Annotated in this window: 16 protein-coding genes; 6 read left to right on the forward strand and 10 right to left on the reverse strand. The window is 68.6% G+C overall.

Annotation, left to right across the window (positions count from 1 at the left end):
• Positions 1 to 54 precede the first annotated feature (54 nt).
• A complete protein-coding gene (locus tag WMF46_RS04300; RefSeq protein ID WP_437984429.1) occupies positions 55 to 855 on the forward strand; it encodes a GNAT family N-acetyltransferase in 801 nt (266 codons plus the stop codon).
• Here the strand turns inward: WMF46_RS04300 and WMF46_RS04305 are convergent.
• Positions 827 to 2,155, reverse strand: a complete 1,329-nt coding sequence (locus tag WMF46_RS04305; protein WP_437984430.1) for a TfuA-like protein — start codon at positions 2,153 to 2,155, stop codon at positions 827 to 829. The two genes, WMF46_RS04300 and WMF46_RS04305, sit on opposite strands and share 29 nt — an antisense overlap.
• Before the next feature lie 74 nt (positions 2,156 to 2,229).
• A complete protein-coding gene (locus tag WMF46_RS04310; protein ID WP_437984431.1) occupies positions 2,230 to 3,783 on the reverse strand; it encodes a YcaO-like family protein in 1,554 nt (517 codons plus the stop codon).
• 91 nt (positions 3,784 to 3,874) lie between these two features.
• Here WMF46_RS04310 and WMF46_RS04315 point away from each other — a divergent pair, with 91 nt between their 5' ends.
• On the forward strand, positions 3,875 to 4,552 hold the full coding sequence (locus WMF46_RS04315; protein ID WP_437549659.1) for an iron-containing redox enzyme family protein: 678 nt from the start codon (positions 3,875 to 3,877) through the stop codon (positions 4,550 to 4,552).
• A 32-nt stretch (positions 4,553 to 4,584) separates the two neighbouring features.
• Here the strand turns inward: WMF46_RS04315 and WMF46_RS04320 are convergent, their stop codons facing one another.
• From WMF46_RS04320 to WMF46_RS04335, 4 genes are all read right to left on the reverse strand, one after another.
• Entirely contained in the window at positions 4,585 to 6,315 is a 1,731-nt protein-coding gene (locus tag WMF46_RS04320; RefSeq protein ID WP_437984432.1) for an ATP-binding protein, read from the reverse strand.
• Positions 6,316 to 6,323: 8 nt separating this feature from the next.
• Complete coding sequence (locus WMF46_RS04325) at positions 6,324 to 8,279, reverse strand: protein kinase domain-containing protein (RefSeq protein WP_437984433.1); 1,956 nt, start codon at positions 8,277 to 8,279, stop codon at positions 6,324 to 6,326.
• Positions 8,280 to 8,874: 595 nt separating this feature from the next.
• Positions 8,875 to 10,347, reverse strand: a complete 1,473-nt coding sequence (locus WMF46_RS04330) for a DUF1552 domain-containing protein (RefSeq protein ID WP_437984434.1) — start codon at positions 10,345 to 10,347, stop codon at positions 8,875 to 8,877.
• A gap of 4 nt (positions 10,348 to 10,351) precedes the next feature.
• On the reverse strand, positions 10,352 to 12,100 hold the full coding sequence (locus tag WMF46_RS04335; RefSeq protein ID WP_437984435.1) for a DUF1592 domain-containing protein: 1,749 nt from the start codon (positions 12,098 to 12,100) through the stop codon (positions 10,352 to 10,354).
• Between the two features lie 648 nt (positions 12,101 to 12,748).
• Between WMF46_RS04335 and WMF46_RS04340 the strand changes: the two genes are divergently transcribed.
• Together WMF46_RS04340 and WMF46_RS04345 are read left to right on the forward strand one after the other, a co-directional pair.
• Positions 12,749 to 14,278 (forward strand): right-handed parallel beta-helix repeat-containing protein, encoded by a 1,530-nt coding sequence (locus WMF46_RS04340; RefSeq protein ID WP_437984436.1) that lies wholly within the window; start codon positions 12,749 to 12,751, stop codon positions 14,276 to 14,278.
• Between the two features lie 159 nt (positions 14,279 to 14,437).
• Entirely contained in the window at positions 14,438 to 15,862 is a 1,425-nt protein-coding gene (locus WMF46_RS04345; protein ID WP_437984437.1) for a multicopper oxidase family protein, read from the forward strand.
• Between the two features lie 238 nt (positions 15,863 to 16,100).
• On the opposite strand, the gene WMF46_RS04350 is transcribed toward WMF46_RS04345, so the two are convergent.
• The gene (locus tag WMF46_RS04350; protein ID WP_437984438.1) at positions 16,101 to 18,269 is read right to left on the reverse strand and encodes an alkaline phosphatase D family protein; all 2,169 of its coding nucleotides are present in this window, start codon (positions 18,267 to 18,269) and stop codon (positions 16,101 to 16,103) included.
• Between the two features lie 496 nt (positions 18,270 to 18,765).
• Between WMF46_RS04350 and WMF46_RS04355 the strand changes: the two genes are divergently transcribed.
• The gene (locus WMF46_RS04355) at positions 18,766 to 19,275 is read left to right on the forward strand and encodes a chemotaxis protein CheX (protein WP_437744293.1); all 510 of its coding nucleotides are present in this window, start codon (positions 18,766 to 18,768) and stop codon (positions 19,273 to 19,275) included.
• A gap of 31 nt (positions 19,276 to 19,306) precedes the next feature.
• On the opposite strand, the gene WMF46_RS04360 is transcribed toward WMF46_RS04355, so the two are convergent.
• The 3 genes from WMF46_RS04360 to WMF46_RS04370 are packed head-to-tail and all read right to left on the reverse strand — an operon-like array spanning position 19,307 to position 21,695.
• Complete coding sequence (locus WMF46_RS04360; RefSeq protein WP_437984439.1) at positions 19,307 to 19,678, reverse strand: hypothetical protein; 372 nt, start codon at positions 19,676 to 19,678, stop codon at positions 19,307 to 19,309.
• Between the two features lie 23 nt (positions 19,679 to 19,701).
• Positions 19,702 to 20,157, reverse strand: coding sequence for a hypothetical protein (locus WMF46_RS04365; RefSeq protein ID WP_437984440.1), 456 nt, complete (start codon positions 20,155 to 20,157; stop codon positions 19,702 to 19,704).
• Between the two features lie 17 nt (positions 20,158 to 20,174).
• Positions 20,175 to 21,695 (reverse strand): hypothetical protein, encoded by a 1,521-nt coding sequence (locus WMF46_RS04370; protein WP_437984441.1) that lies wholly within the window; start codon positions 21,693 to 21,695, stop codon positions 20,175 to 20,177.
• 488 nt (positions 21,696 to 22,183) lie between these two features.
• On the opposite strand from WMF46_RS04370, the gene WMF46_RS04375 reads away from it, so the two are divergent.
• Positions 22,184 to 24,973 (forward strand): nitrate- and nitrite sensing domain-containing protein, encoded by a 2,790-nt coding sequence (locus WMF46_RS04375; RefSeq protein WP_437984442.1) that lies wholly within the window; start codon positions 22,184 to 22,186, stop codon positions 24,971 to 24,973.
• The last annotated feature ends 38 nt before the right edge of the window (positions 24,974 to 25,011 follow it).

Raw genomic sequence — 25,011 nt, forward strand, 5'->3', positions numbered from 1 at the left:
CAGGGGTGAATCAACCTCCCTCCTTGGAGACCGCGAGAGCGATCAGACGACGCCATGATTGACAGCCGAGTGCTCGAATCGAATCAGCTCTTTATCGACGCGTGGTCCTTCTGGGCAGAGCGTTCGCCCGACGGCAGCGTCAGCAGGCCGGCCCCCGGCGTCGTGGCCAGGTGGATGAACCACGCGTGGCCGATCTGTAACCTGATGTTCTTCGACACCCCGGTCGACGACGAGGTCGATCTCGTCGCCCGTCTCCGTGCGACGTTCGCCTGCGCCAGCGGGCTGAAGCATGGCTGGCTCTTGTTTGTGAGCCCAGACATGCTGCCTCCGGAGCTCCGCGAGCGCGCTCCGGAGATATTCGCGCAGCAAGGCTTGCCGCACGCAGAGCCGATGACCGGCATGGTCGCGGACTCGTTCGCGGTACCGCAGCATGAGCTGCCGAACGTGGAATATGCGCGAGTCCGCGACGAGCACGCGCGGCGGTCGGTGGGGACCGTCAACGCCGAGGCCTATGGCATCCCGAACGAGTGGGGGATCGAGGCGGTGAGCTACCCATCGATGTGGCCCGACGCCGCGTTCGGCTATCTCGCCATCGTGGACGGGAGAGCTGTCTCGACCGCAACCGTCGTGTCTTTCGAATCGTGCCACTATGTCGGCCTGGTCGCGACCTTACCGGCCTACCAGCAGCGTGGCTACGGAGAGGCCGTGATGCGGCACGCCCTCGAGCAGGCGGCGCTCGCGAAGGGCCCGAAGCGCATGGCGCTACATGCGACCGAGGCTGGGAAGTCCCTTTATGCGACGATGGGCTTTCGCGAGGTCGCACCGTTCATCGGTCACTATGCGAGCGAGGGTTGAACATCCGCTCGCGCGATCGGAGCGAAAGGGCGATACGGTCGCGGTGCTCGACGAAAGGGCCAAAGCCGTAGGCCGTCTTCTCCGCCGCCTGCCGCAGGTCGAGCCAACCAGCAAAGCCGTGGGCGGCGAGCATCGCTGTCGAGGCGAGCTGGCGATCGCGCGGCCGGATCGTGAGCCCGCGTCGTCGCGCATCGAGCTCCGCTTCGCGAAAGGCGCGCCACCGGAAGAGCTCGGCGTCGAGCCCACCGGAGATCGTGAGCTCGTCCCACAGGGCTTCTGCGAACTCTCCCTCGGCGGCGATGAACGCCATCCAGATCTCCATCATGGCAATGCGGAGCGCGGTCGGCGCGACGAGCGCGCCGCTGCCGGGATCCGCCTGAGCGCCAGACGGCGCGGCGCCCAGGCGCAGCGCGCCAAGGAGGAGCGCCGCGCGCGGCGCTGCCATCTCGATACGGCGGCACAGCTCTTCCCCGCGCCGCGCGACCACGATGGGGAGCAGGTGGTCGACGTAGCGGCCGCCGAGGAGCTGCCAGCGAGCCAACGCTCGTTTCATGAGCCGTGGCTCGGCACCGCCGAGGGCGTCGTGCGCTCGCTCGCGGTGGATTTCGGTTCGCGCGAAGGATGCGGGACCGAGGCGCCGTCGCGCGAGGACGCCGGGGTCCGCCGCGATCCGCCGGGCGGTGCCGCGCAGCGCCCTCAGGGCGTCGTCGCGCTTCAGATCGTGGGTTGCGAGGAACGCTTCGATGTGTCCGTGAGGATCCGAGACGCGCGCGCGCCCGAGGATGGCGCTCCATGTTCGATCCGCGTAGTACAGGTCGACCGCGGCTCGGGTGATCCTGTCCGCGGTCGCGCGGTCGACGCGTCCGGCGCGGACGGCCATCGAGACCGCGTGGCGAACGTTGATGAGCGCTACGGTCAGCGCGCGGTGGCCGTCGTCGGGATCCATGAGCACCGCCACCTCATCATCGGACCCAAGCGCGCTGCGGCGGAAGAGGCGATAGATCGCCCCCATCCCTCGCATCCCGAGCGGCCAGCACTCGGCCGCTCGCAAGGCCCCCATGCTCGAGGCGCCGATGACCACCGCCCCATCCCGGAGGACGTCGACGATCTCGCGGGGCGACACCGCTTCTTGCTGGGAAAAGACCCCGTCGATGATAACGAAGACGGAGCTCCCGTGCTGCCGGGCGGCATAGAGGTCCCCGCGCGCCACCGGCGGGCGAAAATCGCCCCCAGCGAGCGCCGACTCCGCGTCCCGATGCGAGATCGTGGGGCCGATGTACACGACGGGTGCATCCGGCATGGTGGGCATAGGGTGTCCTTGGCTCGTCGCCGCGGCGGCGCGTCATAACACAGGGAGGGACGATAAGGAACGAGCTACGGCCACAGCAGATGGCGTAGGCAGCGTTCGCCCACCCGCCGCCGGTTGACGAGGAACGGCGAGAGGCCGGGCACGCGGACGCGCACGACCGGGATGCCGATGTCGGGCCGCGTGAGGTCGACGGCAATGACGCGCTCGATGCCCGCGTCCGCGAGGCGGGAGAGCAGGAACGCGAGATCGTCGCGGAGATCCGTGGAGGCGAAGGACGGCACGGCCGAGAACGGCTTCCATTTCATCGGCAGCAGCTGCCGCAGGCGGATGGTGCGACTCTCGGCGCGCCGGCCTGCGGGCAGAAAATTCCATGCGTCGCGCGCGCCGTGGATGACGCCGACGCGTGACTGCACTGCCTCGGTGATTGCGCGCAGCAGCGCGACCTCGGCCCTTGGAGCGGTCCCCGCGCCGCTGAACGTCCGGGTGGCGACACCATCGGCGGTCGGAAAGCGCGAGTCGGTGAGGACGGCCCAAAACGTTGCGACCCCGATATCACTGGTGATGTCGTGGACGACCATGTGGAGGTCATGCGCGGCCAGAGCATCGAGCCAGCCCCGAGCGCTGTCGGGCAAGGTCGTCGGATCGAGATGCGCGAGCGGCGGGGGCGGAGCCTCGGGAGCGCCGAAGAGCGCGAAGAACTCGACCTGGGCCTGCGCGTCGCGCTCGATCACCTCGCACAGGGCGTGGATGACGGCCTCGATGACGGTGCTGCCGGAGGCGAGCCCATTGGTATCCACGTCCCGCAGGAGGCCGTCTGTCGGAGGGCTCACGGCCAGGTCGGCCGCCAGGAGGACACCGGTCTCCGAGCGAAGCTCGCGCCCGGCGACCCAGGTGATCGCGCGCTCGGCGGAGTACAAGGTATCGTCGGGGAGGTCAAAGAGGGCGGGGTCGAGGGCGGGTGGCGAGAGGCTTCCCTCGAGGTCACGGAAGCTCGCGCGCAGCGTCAAAGATTCCGGGATGGATTCCGCGGAGACGCGCTCGACAGCCTCCATCAGCGCGCTGACGCGGGCCGACGTCGCGTCGCGACCCTTGCCGAGGTGTGTCGTCAGATCGCGCGCGAGCGGCGTGACGGCGGCGAAGACCGGGAGGCGGAGCCTGTCGAGCGGCGAGAGATCAGACACTCGGGTGATCGGGACACGGGTGGCGATGGCGCTCACGCGGCGCTCGGCGTCATCCGCGGTCGTCACGCGATCGACGAGAGGGTCGATCTTGGGGCTCGGGGGGAAGCGCCAGGGGTCTCTTGTCTGCAAGGCGGTCCTTCCTCCGTGATCGGTAGAGGAGTGGCGGCGACAGGGGGGCGGTTTACCGTTGATGATACATCCGACGGACACCGCGACTCTCGGTTTTTGGGGGTTGACAGCTTGAAGCGTTCCCAGGTAAGATCGCTGACAGAGCGGTAATTTTGAATCGGGGCCCCTGATGAGCAACTTCGATACTCTATATAACGCGGGCATGTTTCCTGACGCCGTTACAAAGGACGTTGATCTCGATCCCACGATGCGGGACACGATCGCCAAACTATCCAGCGATGAGATCAACGCGCTGATCTCGGCGTACAAGAAGCTCGATAGCACCGCTCAGAGCAAGAATCAGACGTTTATGCAGGTGTGTGGCTTCTAAGCGGCGTCGCTGGCACGGAGCGTTCGAGCCATGCAGCGCATCAGCGAGCAACTGGAAGCCCGGCGGCAGCTCTACAGTGCTCGGCTCGCGGAGGCGACCGCCAGGTTCTGGGAGCACCCACAGCTCGTGGAGCTCTACCCCGTCATGCTGTTCCGGATGCACTGCATGGCGCGCGCGACGGTGCCGCTGATGGAGGCGGCGGTCAGCCGGCTGAGCTCGATGGACACTGCCGATCCGGTGGTCGCTGGTCTCCAGGAGTACTTCACGGATCATATCCCGAGAGAGCGGCGCCATGATGAGTGGATCCTGGAGGACCTCGCGGCGCTAGGGCTCGACGTGCGCGAGGTGCTCGATCGGCTCCCTCCGCCGACGATCGCGTCGATGGTGGGTTCTCAGTACTACTGGATCTATCACCACCATCCGATCGCGCTTCTCGGCTATATCGCGGTTGTGGAAGCGGAGCCTCCGACCCCCGAGAGGGTGGACTCGATCGTCGCGAAGACTGGCCTGCCCAGGACGGCGTTCCGGACCTACCTCCGGCACGCGGCGCTCGAGCCTGAGCACAATGCGATCTACAAGGAGCTTGTGGACAGACTGCCGCTCGAGCCGCGGCATATCGCCGCGATCGGGCTGAGCACGCTCCACAGCGCTTACGAGGTCGGAAGGTCGATGGAGCAGATCCTCGGAGCCGGCGCGCAGCAGGGGTGAGCTGCCCGGCGGCATCGGTCGAGCGATGCGCCTCACGCCTGTGAAAGCGGAGCGCCGCGGCTCTCCTTCGGCAGCGTGATCACGAACTCCGTGTACTCCCCTTCCTCGCTCTCCACCCGCATCGTCCCCTGGTGCCCCTGCACCACGATCTCTCGGCTCAAGGACAACCCCAGCCCGGTTCCCTCGCCAGGCGGCTTCGTCGTGAAGAACGGCTCGAACATGCGCACGGCGATCGTTTTCGGGATCCCCATCCCGTTGTCGCGGATGCGCACCTCGACCTGATCCGCCCGGTCCGCAGTGCGGACGCTCAGCTCGGGCGTGTAGCTGGCCCCGCGCTCGCGCTTCTTCTGCCGCATCGCGTACAGCGCGTTGTCGACCACGTTGAGGAACACCCGCCCCATGTCGAGCGCCGCCATCTCCACCGGGCCGATCGCCGGATCGTACGCCGTGACGATGTGCGCGTCGGCCTCGCCGCCCTGGGCCCCGGCGCGCGCGTGCCGCACGCTCTCGTCCACCACTGCGTTCAGGTCGGCCGGCGCCCGCTCGCCCGCCGGGCGCCGGGCGTGCTGGAGCATCCCCTTGATGATCGCGTCTGCGCGACGGCCGTGCTCGGTGATCCGGGCCATGCTGTCGCGCAGGTGGCCCAGGTTCTCCTCGATCTGCGCGAGCGCGCCAGGGTCGAGCCGCTCCCCTTGCGCGCGCAGCTCCTCGCTCAGATCCTCGGCCAAGCCGGCGGCGATATCAGCGAAGTTGTTCATGAAATTCAGCGGATTGCGGATCTCGTGAGCGATGCCTGCCACGACGCCGCTGAGCGACGCGAGCTTCGCGTCCAGCACGAGCTGCATGCGCTCCACCGTCTCGCGCTCGAGGCGCCGGTACAGCGACGCGTTCTTCACGGCGACGGCCGCCTGGCTGGCGAACGCGACGAGGAACTCCAAATCCGCATCGGTGAAGACATGTGTCGCTCTGCGGTTGTCCACATAGAGCACCCCGATGACGTCGTCCTTGGGCTTGAGCGGAACGCACATCGATGCGCGGATCGACTGGGCGACGACGGAGCGCGCCGCGTCGAGGCGAGGGTCGAGAACGGCGTCGGCGAAGAGCGCCGCCACGCTCTTGCGGAGCGCATAATCGACGATGTTTTGGCTGAAGATCGGCTCATCGTCAGGCAAAGGCAGCGACGTCTTCACGGCGCGCCGCTCGAGCTTCCCCGTCGTTTCGTTGACGAGCAGGATGGCGCCGCGGTCCACGTCGAGGATCTGAAAGATCAGATCGAGGATCTTGTGGAGCAGGGTGTTGATGTCATCGGAGACCGGGAGTAGCTTCGCGACCTCGATCAGGATCTGCAGCCGAGCCTCCGCCCGCGGCCCGGAGCCGGGACCGCCGCGCTCGCCCTCCTGCATGAGCTTGCTGATGACGGTGTGTGTCAGCGGGCGGATCGCCTGCGGTCGCAGCGACGGCTCCGACGAAGGAGCGCCATCTGTCGTGAAGAGCAGATCGAGATCGCCGAGCGTGATCGTGTCGCCGCTCCGGATCTCTTTGCGCTGGACCCGCGCGCCGTTCACGAACGTGCCGTTCTTGCTCTGCAGGTCGACGATGAAGAACCTGCCCTCGGACGGCTCGATCCGCGCCTGGCTGCGGGACAGGCTCCTGTGCGGGATGCAGATCGCCTGATCCTCCGCGCGGCCGATGGTGATGGCAATGTCTCCAATGGAGAAGGCCTGCTCCTCAGGGCCGCCGGGATTGTAGATGAGCGTCGGCAAGGCTCGACCTATCGCATGGTGGTCGTCGTGGCAACACTGACGGTCGGCGTGCCCTCTGCGAGGGAGGCGGCCGGACCGCGGCGAACCACGTTGAAGGCGTTCACGGGCGGACCTCCCGGCAAGAGGCTCCTCGCGTCCACCGGCTCGAAGTCGAACAGCCCCTGCGCGGCGTCGCGGGCCGCTGCATCGATGAGGATCTCCCCGGGAAGCGCCGTCCTGGCGAGGTGCGCGGCGGCGTTGACCGCCTCGCCGAGCACCGTGTAGTCGAGCCGCCCGTAGGCCTGAGAGCCGACGCTGCCGGAGAGCACCTGCCCCGTGGAGAGGCCGATGCAGATCCGCCGCATGTAGGACGAGCACTTGCCGGCGCGGTGCGCCACCGCCGCCACCTGCGTGCGGACGGCCACGCACGCGCTGAGCGCCCTCGACAGATGATCCGGCCCCTGGAACACCGTCATCACCGTGTCGCCGAGAAACTTGTCCACGACGCCCCCCTTCGCCAGGAGCTCCGGGACGATCATCTCGAAGTTGGCCCTGAGCAGCCTCATGGCCTCACCGGGCGGCATCGCCTTGGCGGCGGGGATGAACTGGAAGATGTGGACGAACGCCACCGTGGCCATGAGGGTCTCGCTCTCGAGCGCGATTGTGGGCCCTATGGCCCGGAGCCGCTCGACCAACGCCGCGCTCGTGTACTGGCGGAGGACCTTGTTCTCCTCGTCCGAGCGCGCGTTCCTCCGCAGCTCCGCGACCTGTTTCTTGGTCTTGTCGATGGTCGCCTCGAGATCGGCGCGCTGGAGCGGCTTGAGCAGGAAATCAAATGCGCCTTGGTTCATCGCGGACCGGATGTTCCCCATGTCGCCGTAGGCGGACATCATCACCGTCTTTGCGAACGGGTTCACCTCCGGGACGTGCCCGAGGAACGTGAGTCCATCCATCACGGGCATCTTGATGTCGGTCAAGATGACGTCGATATCGGGGTGGCGCCGGAGCTCGCGGAGGGCGGACTCCCCGTTGTCCGCGAAGAGGAACTGGTAGACGCCGTCGCGGATTTTCTGCCGGAAGTGCAGCTTCATCATGAGCGCCACGTCGGGCTCATCGTCGGCGACAAGGATCTTGGTGGGACCGCTGCTGGCCTCGCTCACCGCCGCGAACGCCGCGACGAACTCGAGCGCGGACTGGAACCGCTGCGCCGGATCCTTCGCCAGCGCGCGCTCGAAGAAGCCGTCGAAGTCGAGCCGCAGGCTGGGGACGACGCTCGACGGCGGCGGGGATAGATCCGTGCAGATGCTGATCAACAGCTCCCCGATCCCGTTCGTCGTGAAGGGGAGCCGGCCTGTGAGAGCCCTGTAGGCGATGACGCCGAGCGACCAGAGATCGCTGAGATGGTTCGGCACGACGGCGCGCACCTGCTCGGGGCTCATGTACGCCGGCGTTCCGATCGTCCTGCCAGCCACCGCCTGCTGGTCTTCGTCCGACCCCTCGAAGACCGTCCACACCACGCCGAAATCGAGGAGCTTCACGCATTCGCCGGGCTCCTTCCGGGCCATGAAGACGTTTGCCGGCTTGAGATCGCGGTGGACGATCCCCGCGGAGCTCGCCGCCTCCAGGCCGATGGCGATCTGCCGGAGCAGGGCGAGCGTGGTCGACGGCGAGAACTGGTGCTCCCGGGCGAGCCTGCTCTCGAGGTCCTCTCCTTCGAGGAGCTCCATCACGATGTAAGGGCAATCCTCGTCGATGCCGTAATCATATATCTGCACAATGTGCTCGTTCCGGAGCCGGGCGATCGCCATCGCCTCCCGCTCGAAGCGGCGTCGCGCGGTGTCGGAGGTGAGGTGCTCGGGCGTCATCACCTTGACGGCGACCGGACGCCGGAGCACCTGATCGAACGCCTCCCAGATGACGCCCATCCCTCCGCGTCCGATCTCACGTTCCAGCGTGTACTTCCGTGCGATCGTACGATTCGACATGATCATGTGGGCGTCCGGCTCGCGCGCGAAGCACGCGAGCTCGTCCGCGGTGTCTTGGCCCTGGTACTCGGCAGTTCGTACGTTGGTAAGAAGCGCGCCGCCTCACGTCCACGACCTTCATGCGGCACGGGAGCGTGCGCGCCGGCATCCCAAGCCACCGCGCTGCCGCCCTGAACCGGTTCGCTTGGACGCATGCGCTGCTCCTCGGTGGTATCTATATCAGGCTGGTTCGAGCCGTCCAAGAGGCATCGCCGGACCGCGCCCTTGCAGCGGCTCGGCCGCGCTCGGCGGTCGCCGTATCGCCCGCTAGTTTCCAGCAGCGAGACCGGGTGGGAATCGTCCGGCCGAGCGTTCAAGGTGGCCGGGGCGGAAGCGGTTTGGTGCAGACGACGCTTCTTCGCTGCGACATGGGGGCCGTGTCGAGACGAGGAGCACGCCTGGGCAGATCGCGCGGCAGATCGCGCCGTGGTCCGCTTCGTTATGGTTCAGGATCGTTCCGCGCTTGCCGGATGAATGTTGTGGTGCGAACAGAAATTGGCGCCTTGTTGCGACATTTCCCAGCCGCGGGGCGCGCTGAAGGCGCCTCGTACGTCTCTCACGGCAGCTCCGCGAGCGGGCCCTTCCTGTACGCCGTGTCGTTTCCGAAGTGCTCGTCTTCGTAGCCGAAGGCGCGCAGGATCGATGTGTAGACGTTGTGCATCGAGACGTCGGTCTCGTAGTCGGACTGGGTGGGATCCGCGCTCGCGCGCTTGTTGTAGTTGACGTGACGGCCGCCCGGCCACCTGCCGCCTGCCTTGCCGGCGAGCAGGACGGGGATATCGCGGGGCGAGTGCCCGCCGCCGCACCCGAACTCGCTCGTGAAGAGCACGACGCTGTTGTCGAGCATCGTGCCGTCGCCCTCGGGGGTGCTCTTCAGCCCGTCGAGCAGGCGTGCGAAGAGCTCCATACGCCAGTTGCGGTTCGCCAGGATCGTCGCGCGCCAGTCCTCGAGCCTGTCGGGCTCCGCGCCGCTCGGGCCGACGTCGAGGGCGGCGTGGCCGAGGCTGTGGCCGAGGTCGGTGCTGTACGGTTGGGGCAGCCAGCTCGTCAGGACGTCGGCCACCTGGAAGGTCGCCACCTGCGTGAGACCGCACCGGAACGCATGCAGGAGGACGTCGACCAGCAAGGGAGCGGCCTCCTTGATTCCCCCTCCCGTGTAGGACCCATATCCCTGGTACACGGGCGCTCCGCCGACATCCGGCTTCGTGCAGGCCGCCAGGTTGGAGATGCCCTCGAGCTTCTTCTCCAGGCTCCGGATGTGCTCGGCGTGCGCGTCGAGCAGGTGCCTGTCGGCCGCGCTCACGCGCCCCTTCAGGGCAGCGAGGTGCTCGCTCACGCCGTCGAGGACGCTCTTCCGGTGGGCGCGGAGCCGGAGCTGTTCGGGCGTCGGACCCGACCCGGTCTCCGTGACGTCCTGGAAGAGCCGGTCGAAGGCGCTCGTCGGGTCCTTCTCGCTGGACACCTGCTCGCCCGCCGCGTTGTACAGCGGCTCTCCGTAGTTGTGTCCGTCGACCATGAGATCGATCGACGAGAACGGCGCCGGGCTCTCGCCGGCGAGCCGCTGCGCGATGAGCTGATCGATCGATGGGCCGAGCGCCCTGGCGTCGTCGCCTCCCGAGGTCGTATCGGCGCAGGTGAGCACGGTCGCGTTGGAGCAGCCGTGGTGCCCGCCGTAGTCTCCCTGGAGCATCCCGGCGGCGTCGTCGACGCCGCGGAGCAGGGTGAGGTCGCCCTTGTGAGCCTCGAGCGGAGCCATCTCTTCGCCGAGGACCTCGAGCGCCGACCCCTCGCCGCCGGGCGCCCACAGGTCGAGCATGCTCCAGGCGCCCGGCTTCCAGGGATCCCCCTTCTCCCCGGAGGAGTGGCGAGACGTGATCGTGCCGCCGTGGCTGAAGAACACGATGAACCGCCTGGCCCTGCCGTCCGCGGCCCAGACGTCCCCATGGGTTGCCTCGAGCAGCGGCAGGGCGATGCACAGACCGGTCGCGGTGCGGAGGAAATTCCTTCGGCTGAAAGCGGCGCGGCTCATGGGTTCACTCCTCGATCTGGCGCAGGTGCAAGAAGGCGTTGCTGGTCGTGAGGGAGACGATGAGATCACGCACGCTGCCGCCGCTCTCGGGCGTCGGCGTGGCCGCCTCGATCGACGCGAGATCCTGGTCGATCGGGACGCGCCGGAGCGCCGTCTGGAAGAAGCGCTTCGTGAGGCAGGCGCGCGCCGCGGGGCTCGCCGCGAGGGCCGCCGACATCCCGACGCCGCCGTCGACCTCCACGCCCTCTTCGTCCGGAGGGAGCGCAGGGAGGCTGCCGTGTGCGTCGATGTCGAGCAGGTAGGGCGCCTGCGCGTCCTCGCCCGCCTCCTGCGACTGCCATCTCCCGAGGGCGTCGTAATGCTCGAACGCGAAGCCGATCGGGTTGATGGTCCTGTGGCAGCTCGCGCAGGCGCCGCTCGACGTCTTGGCCTCGACGTCCTGGCGGATCGTCCTGTGCACCACCTCGCCGTTCTCCTCGACGGCTCCGCCCTTGACGGGCACGTCGCTCGCGTTGGGGGGCGGCGGGCCGAGGGGGCGGCAGAGCACCTGCTCCAGGATGTACGCGCCGCGGCGGATCGGCGATTTGACCTCGAGGCTGCCGAACACGCTCAGGAAGGCCGCCCGCGTGAAGATCCCCGCGCGCTGATCGAGGGGGAGGGAGACCCACGAGAACGTGCGCTCGTCGGCGGGGCCCTCCACCCCGTAGAGCGCGGCGAGGGGCCCGTTCACGTAGGCGTCCGTCGTCGTGAGCAACGTCTCGAACCTGCCGTCCCCCTCGAAGAGCACGCGCTCCGCGAGGGCCTCGAGCTCGGTGCGCATGGCGGCGCGCAGCGCGGGTGAATCCTCGGGGTAGATCTCGGGGCTCTTCGGCGCGCTCTCGAGCGAAGCGTGTTTGTTCGTGCCGTCGAGCTCCAGCCAATCGGCGAAGAAGCGCCTCGCCGTGGCGCGGGCGCGGTCGTTCGAGAGGAGCCGCTCCGCCTGCGCGCGCACGCCCTCCGCCGTGTCGAGCGCGCCGGACTCCGCGGCGTCGAGCAGCGCGTCGTCCGGCGTCGTGTTCCAGAGGAAATACGACAGGCGCGACGCCCGCTCCCAGCCCGTGAGCGGACGGACGCCGGAGGCGAGCGGCTCGCTCCCGTCCCCGTCGTGGCCGAGCTCGACGAAGTAATAGACGTTGGGCGACTGGATCATGGTCTCGAGCACGACGAGGAGGGCGTCCTCGAACGACTGCTCCTCCCGCGCCCTGGCGTACTGGCCCTTGAGCATCGCGATCTCGGCCTCGTCGAGCGTGCGCCGGAAGGCGCGGCGCCCGAACGTCCGCACGAAGCCGTCCACGCACGCCTCGTCGTCCGCGCCGCTCGTGTCGCACGGGAACACCGGTGTCCCCCACGAGGCGCGCCGCGCGACGATCGCCTCCGCCGCGGCGTTGAGCTTGTCGACGGCGAGGAGCGAGGCGACCTCTCCCGTGTCCGGGTCGAGATCGAGCTCGAGCCCCGGATCGCCGAACAGGTCGCGCATCGAGCTCGTGAACTGCGCCGGTGTCATCCGGCGCATCCCCGCTGGAGCGACGTCGACCAGCCCGCTCGCGCTCGGCGACCCGCCGCGGTCGCCTCCGAGGTCGCCGACGCAGCCCGAGAGCAGGTGGGACACCGTGAGGACAATCGCGCCGGCGAGCGCCGTCGTGCGCCGCCCTGGCGCGGTGAATCGATCGAGAACGTCGAGGGGTTTCACGCCGCTAGGCTTCGTTCGCTTCATGGCTTCAGTCCTCGCGCGGTCGCTGAACACAGGGGGCCGGATCGCAGGGGCCTCGACGCGATCTTCCCGGGAATTTTTCCCGGGAATTATCGAGCCACGCTGTGATGCGTGTTCGCCGTCCGCCAGGGATTGGCATCGAGCGATCGCCGAGCCGGGGCCTCCATCCATCGTGGATAATCGACTAACTCATCGGTGGGATCCAGCTCACAGGCCGCATGGAGCTCATGCACCTTGTGCATATCCTACGTCATCGTCTCGAATGACGCGAGGGCCGTTGATTGAAGAGAGCCGACAGGACCCCAGGAACCCTCAGGGCGCGAGAAAAATCCCTTCTTGGCGTCCTTGGCGGCTCAACTTCTTCTCACAGGAGCGCCGTTATCATCGATGGTTCGATGTAAGGAAGATGGTTCGATGCAAGGGACGCCCCGTCGACGAGCCTTTCGCGAAAGCGGCATCCAGCGCGAATCTGGATTACATCCTGCTACCTCGGGGGCGGAAGATGCGACAACAGCAATGTCCGGTCGCATGACAAAGTGCATCGACGTGTCATCTTGCCGCACTGAGGCGAGAAGGCCTCGCAATCTGTAAAATTACAGTGGAGCTTTTATGGCCCATATCGTGGAGAATTCTGTGAGGGTTCGAGCTTGCGTGACCGGCTTGCTCCTCGCCGCCGGTTGCACCGGCGAGCTTGGCGGAACGACGGGAACGACGGCTGGCGGCGGTCCGGTGCCGCTTCCTCCGCCCGTCGTGAACATTCCGCCGATTCACGTCGATTGCAGCCACGTCGGAAGCGGCAAGGATTACCAGGTCGGTCCTGGCAAGGAATTCGAGGCGATCGGCGACGTCCCGCTTGAATCGCTCGTCGCCGGCGACACGGTGCGCATCTTCTGGCGTGCCGAGGGGTACCACGAGAAGATCATGCTCGGGGGCCAGGGGACGGCCGAGCAACCCATCCGGCTCTGTGGCGTCCCGGGGCCGAACGGCGAGCTGCCGGTGATCGACGGTGAAAACGCGACCACCCGGCCCGAGCTCGATTTCCCCTTCGATGGCCACCAGGTGCGGGGGCTCATCATCGTCGGGCACAAGCACGACGACCCGTGGGAGCTCGGGCCCACCCACATCACGATCGAGGGGCTCGAGATCAAGAACGCGTCGCGCCCCCACCGCTTCACCGACAAGGCGGGCTCGGAAGCGGCCTACTCGGACCCCGCGGCCGGCATCTTCGTGGAGCGCGGCGATCACGTGACCATCCGCGCCTGCGAGGTGCACGAGAACGCCAATGGCCTCTTCATCGGCACGGCCGGCGGGGATATCCTGACCACGAACGTGCTCATCGAGTCGAACTACATCCACGACAACGGGAGCCTCGAGGATTACAACGAGCACAACGTCTACAACGAGGCCTCGAACGTCATCTACCAGTTCAACCGCTTCGGCCCCACGCGCGGCGGCAACGGCAACAACATCAAGGAGCGCTCGGCCGGCGTGGTGATCCGGTACAACTGGATCGAGGACGGCGCCCACCTGATCGACCTCGTCGACGCGCAGGAGGCGACCGACTCGGTCGCGCTGCCGTCGTTCCACGAGACGTTCATTTACGGCAACGTGCTCCTGCGCAACGGCTACGGCGCGTCCATGATCCACTATGGCGGGGACAGCGGGGAGACCGAGTACTACAGGAAGGGCACGCTCCACTTCTTCTCCAACACCGTCTTCGTCAGGAACGACAACTACGAGGACTACGATCGCTCAGCGATGTTCGAGGCCTCGACCAACGACGAGCGGATCGACGCCCGCAACAACGTGTTCGCCAGCAGCCTGGAGCCGACCGAGCTCCGCGCGGTCACCTTCCTCGGGGACCGCGACGGCGTGGCCGCCGGGGCCCTCACCCTGTCCGGGAACTGGGTGACGAACGGGTGGCTGCCGTTCGATCCTGTCCGCGAGGTGGTGAAGGTGGTCGGGCAGGTGGACGGCCTGGACGACTCGATCTTCGGCGTCGATCCGGCGTTCGCGTCGGCGGCAAACCACGACTTCATGCCGGCCGCGAGCGCGCCGCTCATCGGCGCTGGCGCCTCGCTCGACGGCCTCCCGCCGGTCGAGCACCAGTACGCGCCGCACCAGCAGGCCAGGGCGCGCAACGACGGCGCGACCCTCACGATCGGCGCGTTCGGGCGGTAGCCCCCGCGCCGTGCAGTCCCGCGGCGAGGCTCACTCCACGGCCCGCGGGGTCACCCCACACAACCCAGGTCGGCTCGCCCGTGACGGATCGCGCCTTGCAAAGGGCGGCGCATGCGCTGGATCGGATGCGCCTTGCCCCGCGCAAGGCGCAAAGGATGCGTGTCCTCGGCACGCTTTGCCGGAGAGATCGCTGTCATCCTGTCGCTCGTGAGCCCGCTCGCGGGGTGCGGCGCTGAAGAGGCGCCGCCGGATCTCCGGCAGCCGGCGGGCTGGGACGACGCGCTGCGGTTGCCGGATGCCGAGGATCACGACCCCGCGCCCGACGTTGTCGAGGTGCACCTCGAGGCCAGGGTGGCCGCGATCGAGGTGGTCCCAGGGCTCACGACCGAGGTCTGGACCTACAACGGGATGCTCCCCGGTCCGACGATCCGCGCGAAGAAGGGCGATCGCGTGGTGGTGAAGTTCCAGAACCACCTTCCCGAGGCGACGACGATCCACTGGCATGGTCTGCGCGTGCCGGCGGCCATGGATGGGACGCTGCACGTGCAGAAGCCCATCGAGCCGGGCGAGGGCTTCGAGTACTCCTTCACCGTGCCGGACGCCGGCACGTTCTGGTACCACCCCCACCTTCGCTCGAGCGCCCAGGTCGGTGCGGGCCTCTACGGCGCGTTCGTTGTCGAGGATGCCGCGGAGGATGCGCCGCTCGGCGACGAGCTGCTGCTCGTGATGAGCGACATCGGCGTCGAGGAAGACGGCTCGCTCACCCCCGCCGACGAGAGCGGATGGTTCGGCGATTACTTCGGGCGCGAGGGCGGGACGGTCCTTGTCAACGGGAAGATCCTGCCGACGGTCGCGGCGCGGGAGGGGGTTCCGCAGCGCTGGCGGGTGGTCAACGCCGCGCGCAGCCGCTACTTCCGCTTCGCCGTGCCGGGCCAGCCGCTCGTGCTCATCGGCGGAGACGGGGGCCTCTCGGAGAGTCCGCTCCCCGTGGACGAGGTGACGCTCGCCCCGGGGGAGCGCGCGGAGCTCTACATGCTGCCCGTCGAGGGAGAGCCTGTGGTGATCCCGCTCCTCGACGCGAATCGATTCCACCTGCCGAACGAGGCGGATCCCAAGGACCTCATGCGTCTCGAGCTGGCCGACGAGCCTCCGGGGAGCGGCGCACCGACGCTTCCCGAGCGCCTAACCGAGATCGCCTCGATCGACACCACGGGCGCGCAACGACAGGCGGTGGAGTTCATGGAGCAGGGCGATGCCGACGGAGCGGTGCTCGGGATCAACGGCCAGACGGACGGCTCTCTCATGTTCTCCGCGAAGACGAACACGGTCGAGATCTGGACGCTGAAGAACACCACCAACTACGATCACCCGTTCCACCTGCACGGGTTCTTCTTTCAGGTGCTCGACATCGACGGCGCCGAGCCGCCGGTGCGCGCATGGAGCGATACCGTCAACCTCGTGCCTGAAAAGGCCGTGCGGATCGCCATCCCGTTCGATGACCGCGCCGGCATGTGGATGTTCCACTGTCACATCCTCGACCACGCGGATCTGGGGATGATGGCGATGCTCCACCTGATGCCGTGAACGGTGCCTTCGCGTTGCTCGATGCCGTCCGTGTCCCCGGTCACCTGAAGCATCCCCTCAAGATCTTCGGATATTCACAGGGAGTCGGGGAGACGGGGAGGGAAATCTTCAAAATACTCCCTGTCTCCCCGCCTCCCTGTTCAATTTCCCCGCTGAAAAGGGCTGCAAATACGGGGATTCATTGAGGGCACCGGAACACGCTCGTCCTCGGGCGACGAAGCCCGAGGGCTGACGGGCGTCAGACCCACGCCTGTGTGGTGGGATCCCAGCGCTTCCAGGCGCCGCCGTCGTCCGCGTAGAGCTCGCTCTCCCCGGGGAGGGTGCGGAAGCGCTTGCTGCTGATCTTCAGGTCGCCGATCCTCCCCGAGTAGTCGGTCTGCGCCTCGGTGGCCTTGATGCTCCGCATGTCGGCGACGAGCTCTTGCCCGCTCGCCTCGACCACCACATAGCCGTGGGCGTTGCTGTTGGCGTGGGCGAGGTGCGGGTTGATCTTCGTCTCGGGCGACGTGAGCAGCGTGTCGATGCTGAGGGCCAGCGCCGCGGCGCCCGGGAGCCCGCGCAGCGTTGGATCGCTCGAGACCTGGCTCGTCAGGATCTCGCGGAAGGACGCCGAGGAGACGGCGCCGCCCACGAGCTCGACGATCTTCTTCGTGGGATCGCCGCTCGGTCCGGGCGTGCCAGCGTAGAAGGCGTGGACGTCGCCGGTGATCGCCACGACGCCCCCCAGCCCGACGAGCCTCTCGAGCAGCTCGTCCCGCTTGTTGCGGAAGCCGTCCCAGGCGTCGGTGGTCGTGTAGAAGCTGCGCTTGAACTGGGCGGGGAGGGAATAGGGGCTGAGATCGACGGCGAGCTGGACGAGGCAGAACTCGTTGCCCCAGACCTTCCAGGTCGCCTTCGAGCCTTCCATGGTGTCGAGGAACCAGGCCTCCTGCTCGGCGCCCATCATGGCCTCGCTCGCGCCCTGCGTCTCCTTGTAGCGGATGGCAGCGTAGATATCGAAGGTGTCCTTGGCCGTGAAGTAGCGGCTGCCGATCATGCCGTACGCGTTGATCTTGCCGAAATCCACGTAGGCGATGCCCCGCTCCAGGCCCGCTTCCGCGGCGTCGATGAGCGGGATCTGCGTGTCCTCCGGCAGGCCCTCGTTGGCGGCGGCGACGATCTCGTTGATGAAGGCGACGCTGATGTTCCCCGTCACCTCGGCGGGGTCGTAGCCCACGGTCTCCGCGGCCCCGGTGAGGACCGGCGCATAGATGCCGTCGCCGTAGGTCTCCACGTCCACGTAGGGCAGGGCGACCGCAGGGACCTCCCCGAGCTCGGCCACGAGCTTCGGCTGATCGAGCGCGACCCTGCCGGGGAAAGCGTCCTCGGGGATGAGGTGATCCGGCCGGTAGCTGCGCAGATCGGTCATCACCAGGTGGACGTGCCGGCCGAACACGAAGTCGCGGTAGATGTGGAATTCGTCCGGGAGCGCGGCGTCCGGGTCGAGCTCGACGTCGCCGTAATCGACGGGCTGGTACTCGAACCAGGCCTGGTTCGCGGCCTTGCGCCGGTCCGCGTCGGTCTCGTCCTGCCGGCCGTCGAAATAGGTGGCCGTGGCGCCGAAGCAGTCGTTCGAGAACTCGTGGTCGTCCCACGTGGCGATCATCGGGAAGCTCTCGTGGACCTTCTGGAGGTTCGCGTCGGAGCGGTACGTCCTGTAGAGCTCCCGGTAGTTATCGAGCGATCTCGCCGCGTGGTAGGCGCCGTCGCCGTCACCGAGGGAGATGCTGCCGGCCAGGTCGGTGAAGACGACGCGGCGCCCGGTCGTGCTCTGGAAGCTGGGATCGCCGTCCGTCTCGTAGATGTAATCGCCGAGGTGGACGAAGAAATCGAGCTCCTCCTGGGCGAGCGCCAGGTAGGTGTTGTAGTACCGGCCCACGTAATCCTGGCACGACACGTAGGCGAAGCGGACCTTGACGTCCGCCTCCTCGGCCGGGGCGGTCTTGGTGCGCCCCACGCGGGACACGTAGCTCGTCCCGCCCTTCACGTAGATGAAGCGGTAGTAGTAGACCGTGCCCGCCGCGAGGCCGCGGACCTTCACCTTCACGCAGTGATCGTGCCTCGCGAGCGCCTTCACCTTCGCCTGTCCGGCGTCGAGCGCCACCCGCTGCGCGAACCCGGCGTCGGTCGCGACCTCGACCTCGAGATCGAGATCCGCTGCGCCGTCCTGCACGCGGGTCCAGAGGACGACGCTGCCGGGGCGTGGATCGCCGGAGGCGACCGACTGGGGGAAGTACTCGGAGCCGTCCGCGAGCTCGCGCTCGTCGTCGAGCGGGTTGATCGTCTCGGGGCCATCACCGCAGGCCGGGACGACCAGCGCGCCGGCGGTGACGAGCGTGGCTCGAAGGAAATCTCTGCGCTTCAGCATCGGGCGATCAGGGAATCCTGGAACTTTCGCTGATGTCAATCTCCTCGTGGACCCCGCCGCATCGCGCGCTGCCGGCCACGCCTGTAAAGCGCAAAGCGCGGCGTCCGGTGAGTGGGGTAAGTATGTGTGCCAACACACCTGACCGAGCGTTGACGTGCGCGGTCAAGCGTGGCCAGGCGTCGCTAGACGTGGTCAGGCGTGGTCAGGCGTGATCAGGCGTGATAGACAAGCCGTCACGAGCTCGTGCGTCCTGTCCGAGGACCGCATTGGTCCTCGAGGGATAGATGAGCTAAGTTGAGCGTTTATCATGCGGCGGCGGAGCACGACACCGGAGGGTGAGTCCGACATGAGGTCGGGGCACAGCACCCCTGACCGCCCCGGCGCCGAGCGTCGCGACTCGTTCCCCCCGCCTCGAATCGGGCAGCCGTCCGGGCCTGGGCGCTCCGGCCCGTCCAGCGAGCCGTCGCCTGCTCCAAGGTCTGCTTCGTCGCGCAAGGTGCGGACCATCGACGTCCTCGTTCAGGGCGCGACCGTGGAGCTCTTCCACTTTTACGGCGTCGCCATAGCGCCTGCGGACATCGGGGAGAGCCGCGACGAGGCGCTCGTTCACAGCGATCCCGCGAGCACGGTCGAGTTCTCCGCGCCCGGCTTCTCCGGCCTGCTGGCCCTGTCGGCGCACCCTGGCGTGTTTCGCGCGATGACGGGGCTGCCGCCCGGGCTCGACAGCGTCGACGACTGGATGCGCGAGGTCGTCAATCAGCTCATGGGAAAGGTGAAGAGCCGCCTCGCGCGGTTCCAGATAGCGCTTCACGCCGAGCTGCCGCAGCTGCGCCGCGCGAGCGACGTGGCGCGGCGGTACCGGGGCAGCAAACAGCAGTTCTGCTATGCCTTCCGGACGTTGAAGGGCGAGGTGGTCGTCACGCTGGGCGGCGACTTCGACGAGAGCTCGCTGGTGTTCTCGAACTCGTCCCCGCTTCCGCTCGATGGCAAGGTGATCCTGTTCTGAGCCCTCTTGCGCGGCGCCCGCGCCGCGCAGTCTAGGGGCTGCCGCCGCCGCTACCGCCGCTGCCCGTGGCGCCGCCGCTGCCGCCAGCGCCACCGCCGCCGCTACCGTCGGCGCCGCCGTTGGCGCCGCCGTTGCCGCCGCTGCCGGCGGCGTCGCTACCGCCGCTGCCCGTGGCGCCGCTGCTTGTGGCGTCGCCGCCGCCGCTGCCGACGGCGCTGCCGCTGCTCGTGACGCCGGGCGGCGGGAACGGTGCGAAGCACGCGTTTCCGATGACCTGCTGGCCCGGGTCGCAGGGGTCGGAATCCCAGCATCCCACGAGCATCGCCGCGGAGATCGCGCCGAGGGCGACGATCAGGGCGCCGCGACGGGTGGGCGGCATGATGCGAGACGGGTGAATGACCATCGTTCGTTCCTCTCTCCACGGACTCACGGCGGCAAGACCTGGCCGTCGCGGATGCGCGCGATCACCTTGACAGTGGGGTTCACGTCGCTGGCAGGGAGGTAGCCGATACCGCCCGCGTCCTCGCCCACGGCCCGGAGCACGGCGCCAGGACTCGCCACCTTGCGCGGCGGCCGCTCGCCGCCGCGGATCTTCCTGTCGATCCAGTAGCGGGCGACGCCCTCGGGATCGAGGCCCAGCACCGCCATGTCGAAGCGCTTCCGCAGCGCGGAGTCCTCGGGGAGGTTCACCGGCATCATCGACCTGCCGGACCACTCGGTGCGCGTGGTCTGGAAGATCGGGCGGAGTGTGTCGCGGCTCGCCGCCCGCGCGGGGTTGGTCTGGTTGACTACGATGACGATCTCGTCCTCCACCGCGAAGGACGAGGCCGACGGGGTCATGCCGAGCAGGGCCAGGAGGAGCAGCAGGGAGTAACGCTTCATAGTGCGTCGAACCTCTCTCAGAAGGCCAGGATCAGACGCGCGAGCGCGCTCGTGGTGTGGAAGTCCTCGAGCTCCGGCACCCCCGGGGGCTGATCGCGCAGGACGGTCATGATCGTGCGCAGCACCTGGGTCCGGAGTGTGACGTCCGGGGTGATGTAGAAGTTCAAGCCGCCGCCCAGCTGGAACATGGTGTCGTGCCCGTAGAACGGCGCGTGCAGGGCGGCGCCGATGACGAACGGCTCCATGTTCAGGAAATCGAGCCGGTGCGCCGCCACGGCGTACGTGGAGGTCTTCCAGGCGTCCGGCGCGTAGACCCCGAAGCCCCCCTGGCGCTTCCCTTCGTCGTAGACCACGCGGACGACCGCCGCCTCCGCGCGCAGGCGGGTGGTCCCGATGTCGAGCGAGACGTCGCCGGCCCCTGTGTACTCCTGGAACGACCACGTCGCATGGATGTCGGGGTTGAACTCTCCGACCTTGTAATCGGCGACCCAGTCGCGGGAGCTGCTCGCGATGAACGACGCCCCGAGCTTCAACGCCATCTTGCCAGGGTCCTCATAGCTGGCGTGCAGGCGGCCGCCGAACCCGCGGTTGTCGTCGAAGGCGAACGGCGCGTCCTCGTTGCGCCCGTTGCTCACGTACGCGTTGTACCCGAGCTCCCACGGGCCCGCGAACGTGCTGCCATAGATCATGATCCCGGTCTGCCGCGTGGGGAACAGGCGCGATGTGATGAAATAGGGTATGGCGGCGGTGATGAGCACCGGGCTCCCGTGGTCGACGTTGTAGATGCCGATCGGGGTGAAGAACTGCCCGACGCGCACCTTGAAGAGGTTGAAGCGCGTCCAGTCGATGTGGGCGCGCTCGATCGAAACGAGCCCCCCATAGGTGGTCGGCGAGCCCATCGCGATCGCCGTCGAGTCGAAGGTCCCGTACGGCTGCGTGGTGGTCCTGCCCACCACGCCGGGCGGCAGCGTCGCCGCGTCCGCGGGGACCGGGGAGCCGCCGGGAGCGGTCGTGAACCGCAGCTCCCCGAGGAAGCGAAAGTGATCGGTCGGCTGCGCGTCGAGGTAGAGGTTCAAGTTCCCCACGACGAAGTTCGTGGCGTTCGCCTGCGGGAGGACGGCCGCGAGGCCCGAGTTCTCCGGGACCCATGTGCGCTGGACGCCGACGTCGACGAACCCGTAGATCCGGAAGAGATCCTTGTTGTCGTCCTGCTCCGGCGAGGCCTGCGCCTCCTCGAGCGCCTCGAGGCGCTTCTCGAGCTCTGCCGAGCGCTTCTCTGCAGCGGCGAGCCGCGCGGCGATCGCATCTTCTCCGGCGGCGGGCTCGGCGGCGGCCGCTCCGGTGGCGGCAGGGGTCGCCGCGGCCGCTCCAGTCGCGGCGGGCGCGGCGGGCGCGGCGGGCGCGGCGGCCGCTCCGGTCGCGGCAGGCGCGGCGGCGGGCGCCCCGGTCGTGGCGGGCGCGGCGGGGGGCGCTGCGGGCGCCGGGGCGACGCCGGCGCCAGGGCTCTGCGCATGTGCGAGAGATGCCGTGAAGAGCACTGCTCCGATGGCTGCGCTCGAAGCGCGCGCGAGGCGACCTGTCCGCGCTCGCCGCAGTGAACTCCGACCCATCATCATTGATTTCTCCCCGTTCGCAGAGCCTTCGTTGCGGCTCCAGCCGACGTCGAACGCGCTCTTGCGGACTCGCGAACTTCACGCGTAGCATACACGGCCACGAGGGCGGCCGTGAACTCGGCGCGCTCCGTGACGCTCCGGTGCACCACGGCTGGGTGAGACATCACAACAGGAAAGAACGTGAATCAGGGGAGCGTACATGGTGCGCGGGCGAACGTTGATGATGACTCCACGTGTGCACGTGTTGATTGTCATTTGCGTCAGCCGCGCCGCGCGCGGGGGGCAGCTCGCCCGGTGCTCGTGCTGAGTGCGCCGCGCGGGGGGACAGGCGTTCGCGCGAGACCCCTCGTCAGGAAGCACACGAGATGCGCGCGGGCGCCGCGCCGCGGGGGCCACGCCGGGGGGACGGGGGCATGCCGACATTGCGTAGCGCTTCGATTCGACTGAAGCTGTGGTCGCTCGCCGGCGTCCCCGTCGCGGGGGCCCTGCTGCTGGCGGCGATGATCGTCGGCGACGCGCGGCAGCAGGCGGCGAGGGCGGCGGGGATAGGCTCGATCGAGGACCTCGCGCAGCTCTCCTCGATCATGGCGCAGCCGCTGCACGCCCTCCAGAAGGAGCGGGCGTGGACCGCGCTGGTCGAGGGGCTGGAGGCCCGCCCTCCGGAGACGACCGACGTCGAGGGCGAGCGGCACGCCACGCCGCCGCTCAATCGCGCAGCGGAGCTCCTGCGCGCCGGCGGCCAGCTCCGGGACGCGCGGGCGGCGACCGACGAGAGCCTCGCCCAGCTCGACGCCTTCCTGGCCGCGCGCGACCTCTCCGGGCTGCCGCGCCGGCTCGCCCGCGATCTCGCGGAGGGGCGCGCCAAGGTCGGCGAGCTCGGCGCGTTCCGGGCCCAGGCCGACGCGAAGACGGTGTCGCTCGACAGCGTGCTGAGGGTCTTCGGCGGCATCAACGTGAGCCTCATCCGGGCCAACGCCGGCCTCTCCGAGCTGAGCGACGAAGGCGAGCTCCTGCGCAGCATCCAGTCGATCGTCGCCGTCCACGAGTTCGCCGAGCGCGCCAGCCGCCAGCACGCGCTGCTCGCGCACGCCTTCGCGTCCACGCAGTTCGAGCCGGGGGCCTTCAAGACGCTCGTGACGCTGATGACGGAGGAGCAGCTCTATCACGAGGAGTTCATCGCCAACGCGTCGGAGCCGGCGCGGGCGCTCTACGACGCCGCCCGCTCCAACCCGCGCGTGCGGCGCGCCGACGAGCTGCGCGCCGCCGCGATCGCGTCGACCGATGAGGCGCTGGCGATCGATCACGACGCGTGGTTCGAGGCGCAGCAGGGGCGCGTCGACGGGCTCGCCGCGATCGAGGAGGAGGCGATCTCCGGGATGAGGCGCGCCGCGGCGGCCAGGGTCGCGGACACGCAGAGGACGGTGCGCGATGGCGTCGCGGTCTCGGCGTTCGTGCTCCTCGTGTCGGTCGCGCTCGCGCTGGTCCTCGTGCGGGGGATCTCCCGGTCGCTCGAGGTCCTCGGCGAGGCCGCGGCCCACGTCCGGCGGACGCGCGACTACACGACGCGCGCCCGCAAGACCGCCGACGACGAGTTCGGGGCGCTCACGGACGCCTTCAACGAGATGCTGGCGGGCATCCAGGCGCGCGACGAGGTCCTCGAGGGCCACCGGCAGAACCTCGAGGCCACGGTCGCCGAGCGGACCTCGGAGCTCGAGAAGCGCAACCGGGAGATGCGCCTCGTCCTCGACAACGTCGATCAGGCCCTCGTGACCATCCACCGGGACGGCACGATGGAGCCCGTGCACTCCGCCGCCTTCGAGCGCCTCTTCGGCGTGCCGGCGCGCGACGAGCACTTCGCCGATCGCATCGCCGGCCACGATCCGCGGGCCAGCGCGTTCCTCAGGATGGGGTGGGAGGCGGCCTGCGACGACTTCCTCCCGCTCGAGGTCGTCCTCGACCAGCTCCCGAAGACCTTGCACCGCGAGGGCCGCTACCTCGCGCTCGGCTTCAAGCCGATCCTGTCGGGAGAGGGCCAGTTCAACGGGGCGCTGATGGTGATCACGGACGTCACGTCCACGATCGCCTCCGTGCGCGAGGCCGAGCAGCAGCACGAGTACATCCAGGTGTTCGAGCGGGCCGTGAAGGACCGGCTCGGCCTCGTCGGCTTCGTCAACGACACGACGAAGCTCGTCGACGCGGTGAGCGCGCGGTCCAGCGGCGAGGTCGACGAGGTGATGCGCCTCGTGCACACGATCAAGGGGAACGCCGGGCTCTGGGACGTGACGAGCGTGGCGAGGGTGGCGCACGAGATCGAGAGCTTCGTCGTCGAGGAGCGCGCGCTGCCGTCCGACGAGCAGATCGACGCGCTGAGGGACGTGTGGCTCGCGTTCGTGGGGCGCGTGAGCGTCCTGCTCGCGTCGACGGCGCAGTCTTCCCGCGCGGACGTCGGCCATGAAGAGGTCGATGCCTTGCTCGCCATGGTGCGCCAGCGCCGCGACCCCGCCGAGATCGAGCGGGCCATCGCGGCCCTCCGCGACGAGCGGACCGAGGTGCGGTTCTGCCGGATGAAGGACCAGGCCGAGACGCTGGCCCGGAAGCTCGGCAAGCCGAAGCCCGAGGTGCGCATCGACGCCGGGGGCGTCCGGCTGCCCGCGCCGCGGTTCGCCGGGATGTGGCAGGCGCTGGGCCACGTCGTGCGCAACGTGATGGACCACGGGATCGAGCGGCCGGAGGCGCGCCAGGCGGCGGGCAAGCCGTCGAACGGCACGCTCACGCTCCGCTCGCGGATCACGGCGGACGAGGTCGTCATCGAGATTGGCGACGACGGCGCGGGCATCGACTGGGAGCGCGTGCGCGAGAAGGCCCTGGCCGTCGGGTGGCCCGGCGCGACGCGGCGCGATCTCGAGGCCGCGCTGTTCGCGCCCGGCTTCAGCACGGCCGAGCAGGTCACGGACGTCTCCGGCCGCGGCGTCGGTCTCGGCGTGGCGCTCCACGAGTGCCGGCGGCTCGCGGGCCGGATAGAGCTCGACACCGAGCGCGGCCAGGGCACGACCTTCCGCTTCCGGTTCCCCCGGGATTCGAGCGACACCACGGGGGTGTCGCTCACGACTGCCTCGCTGCCGCCTCCGAGCGGGCGGGCCTCGCTGGTACCTCCCCCTTCGCGGGGCGGATCGAGCCCGGGCATGGCGTCGGGGAGCGCGTGACACGGTGAGCACATCGACAATGCAGAGCGAGAGATCGA

The organism is Sorangium sp. So ce117 (genome assembly GCF_051524395.1).
GTDB classification, from domain to species: Bacteria; Myxococcota_A; Polyangia; order Polyangiales; family Polyangiaceae; genus Sorangium; species Sorangium cellulosum_B.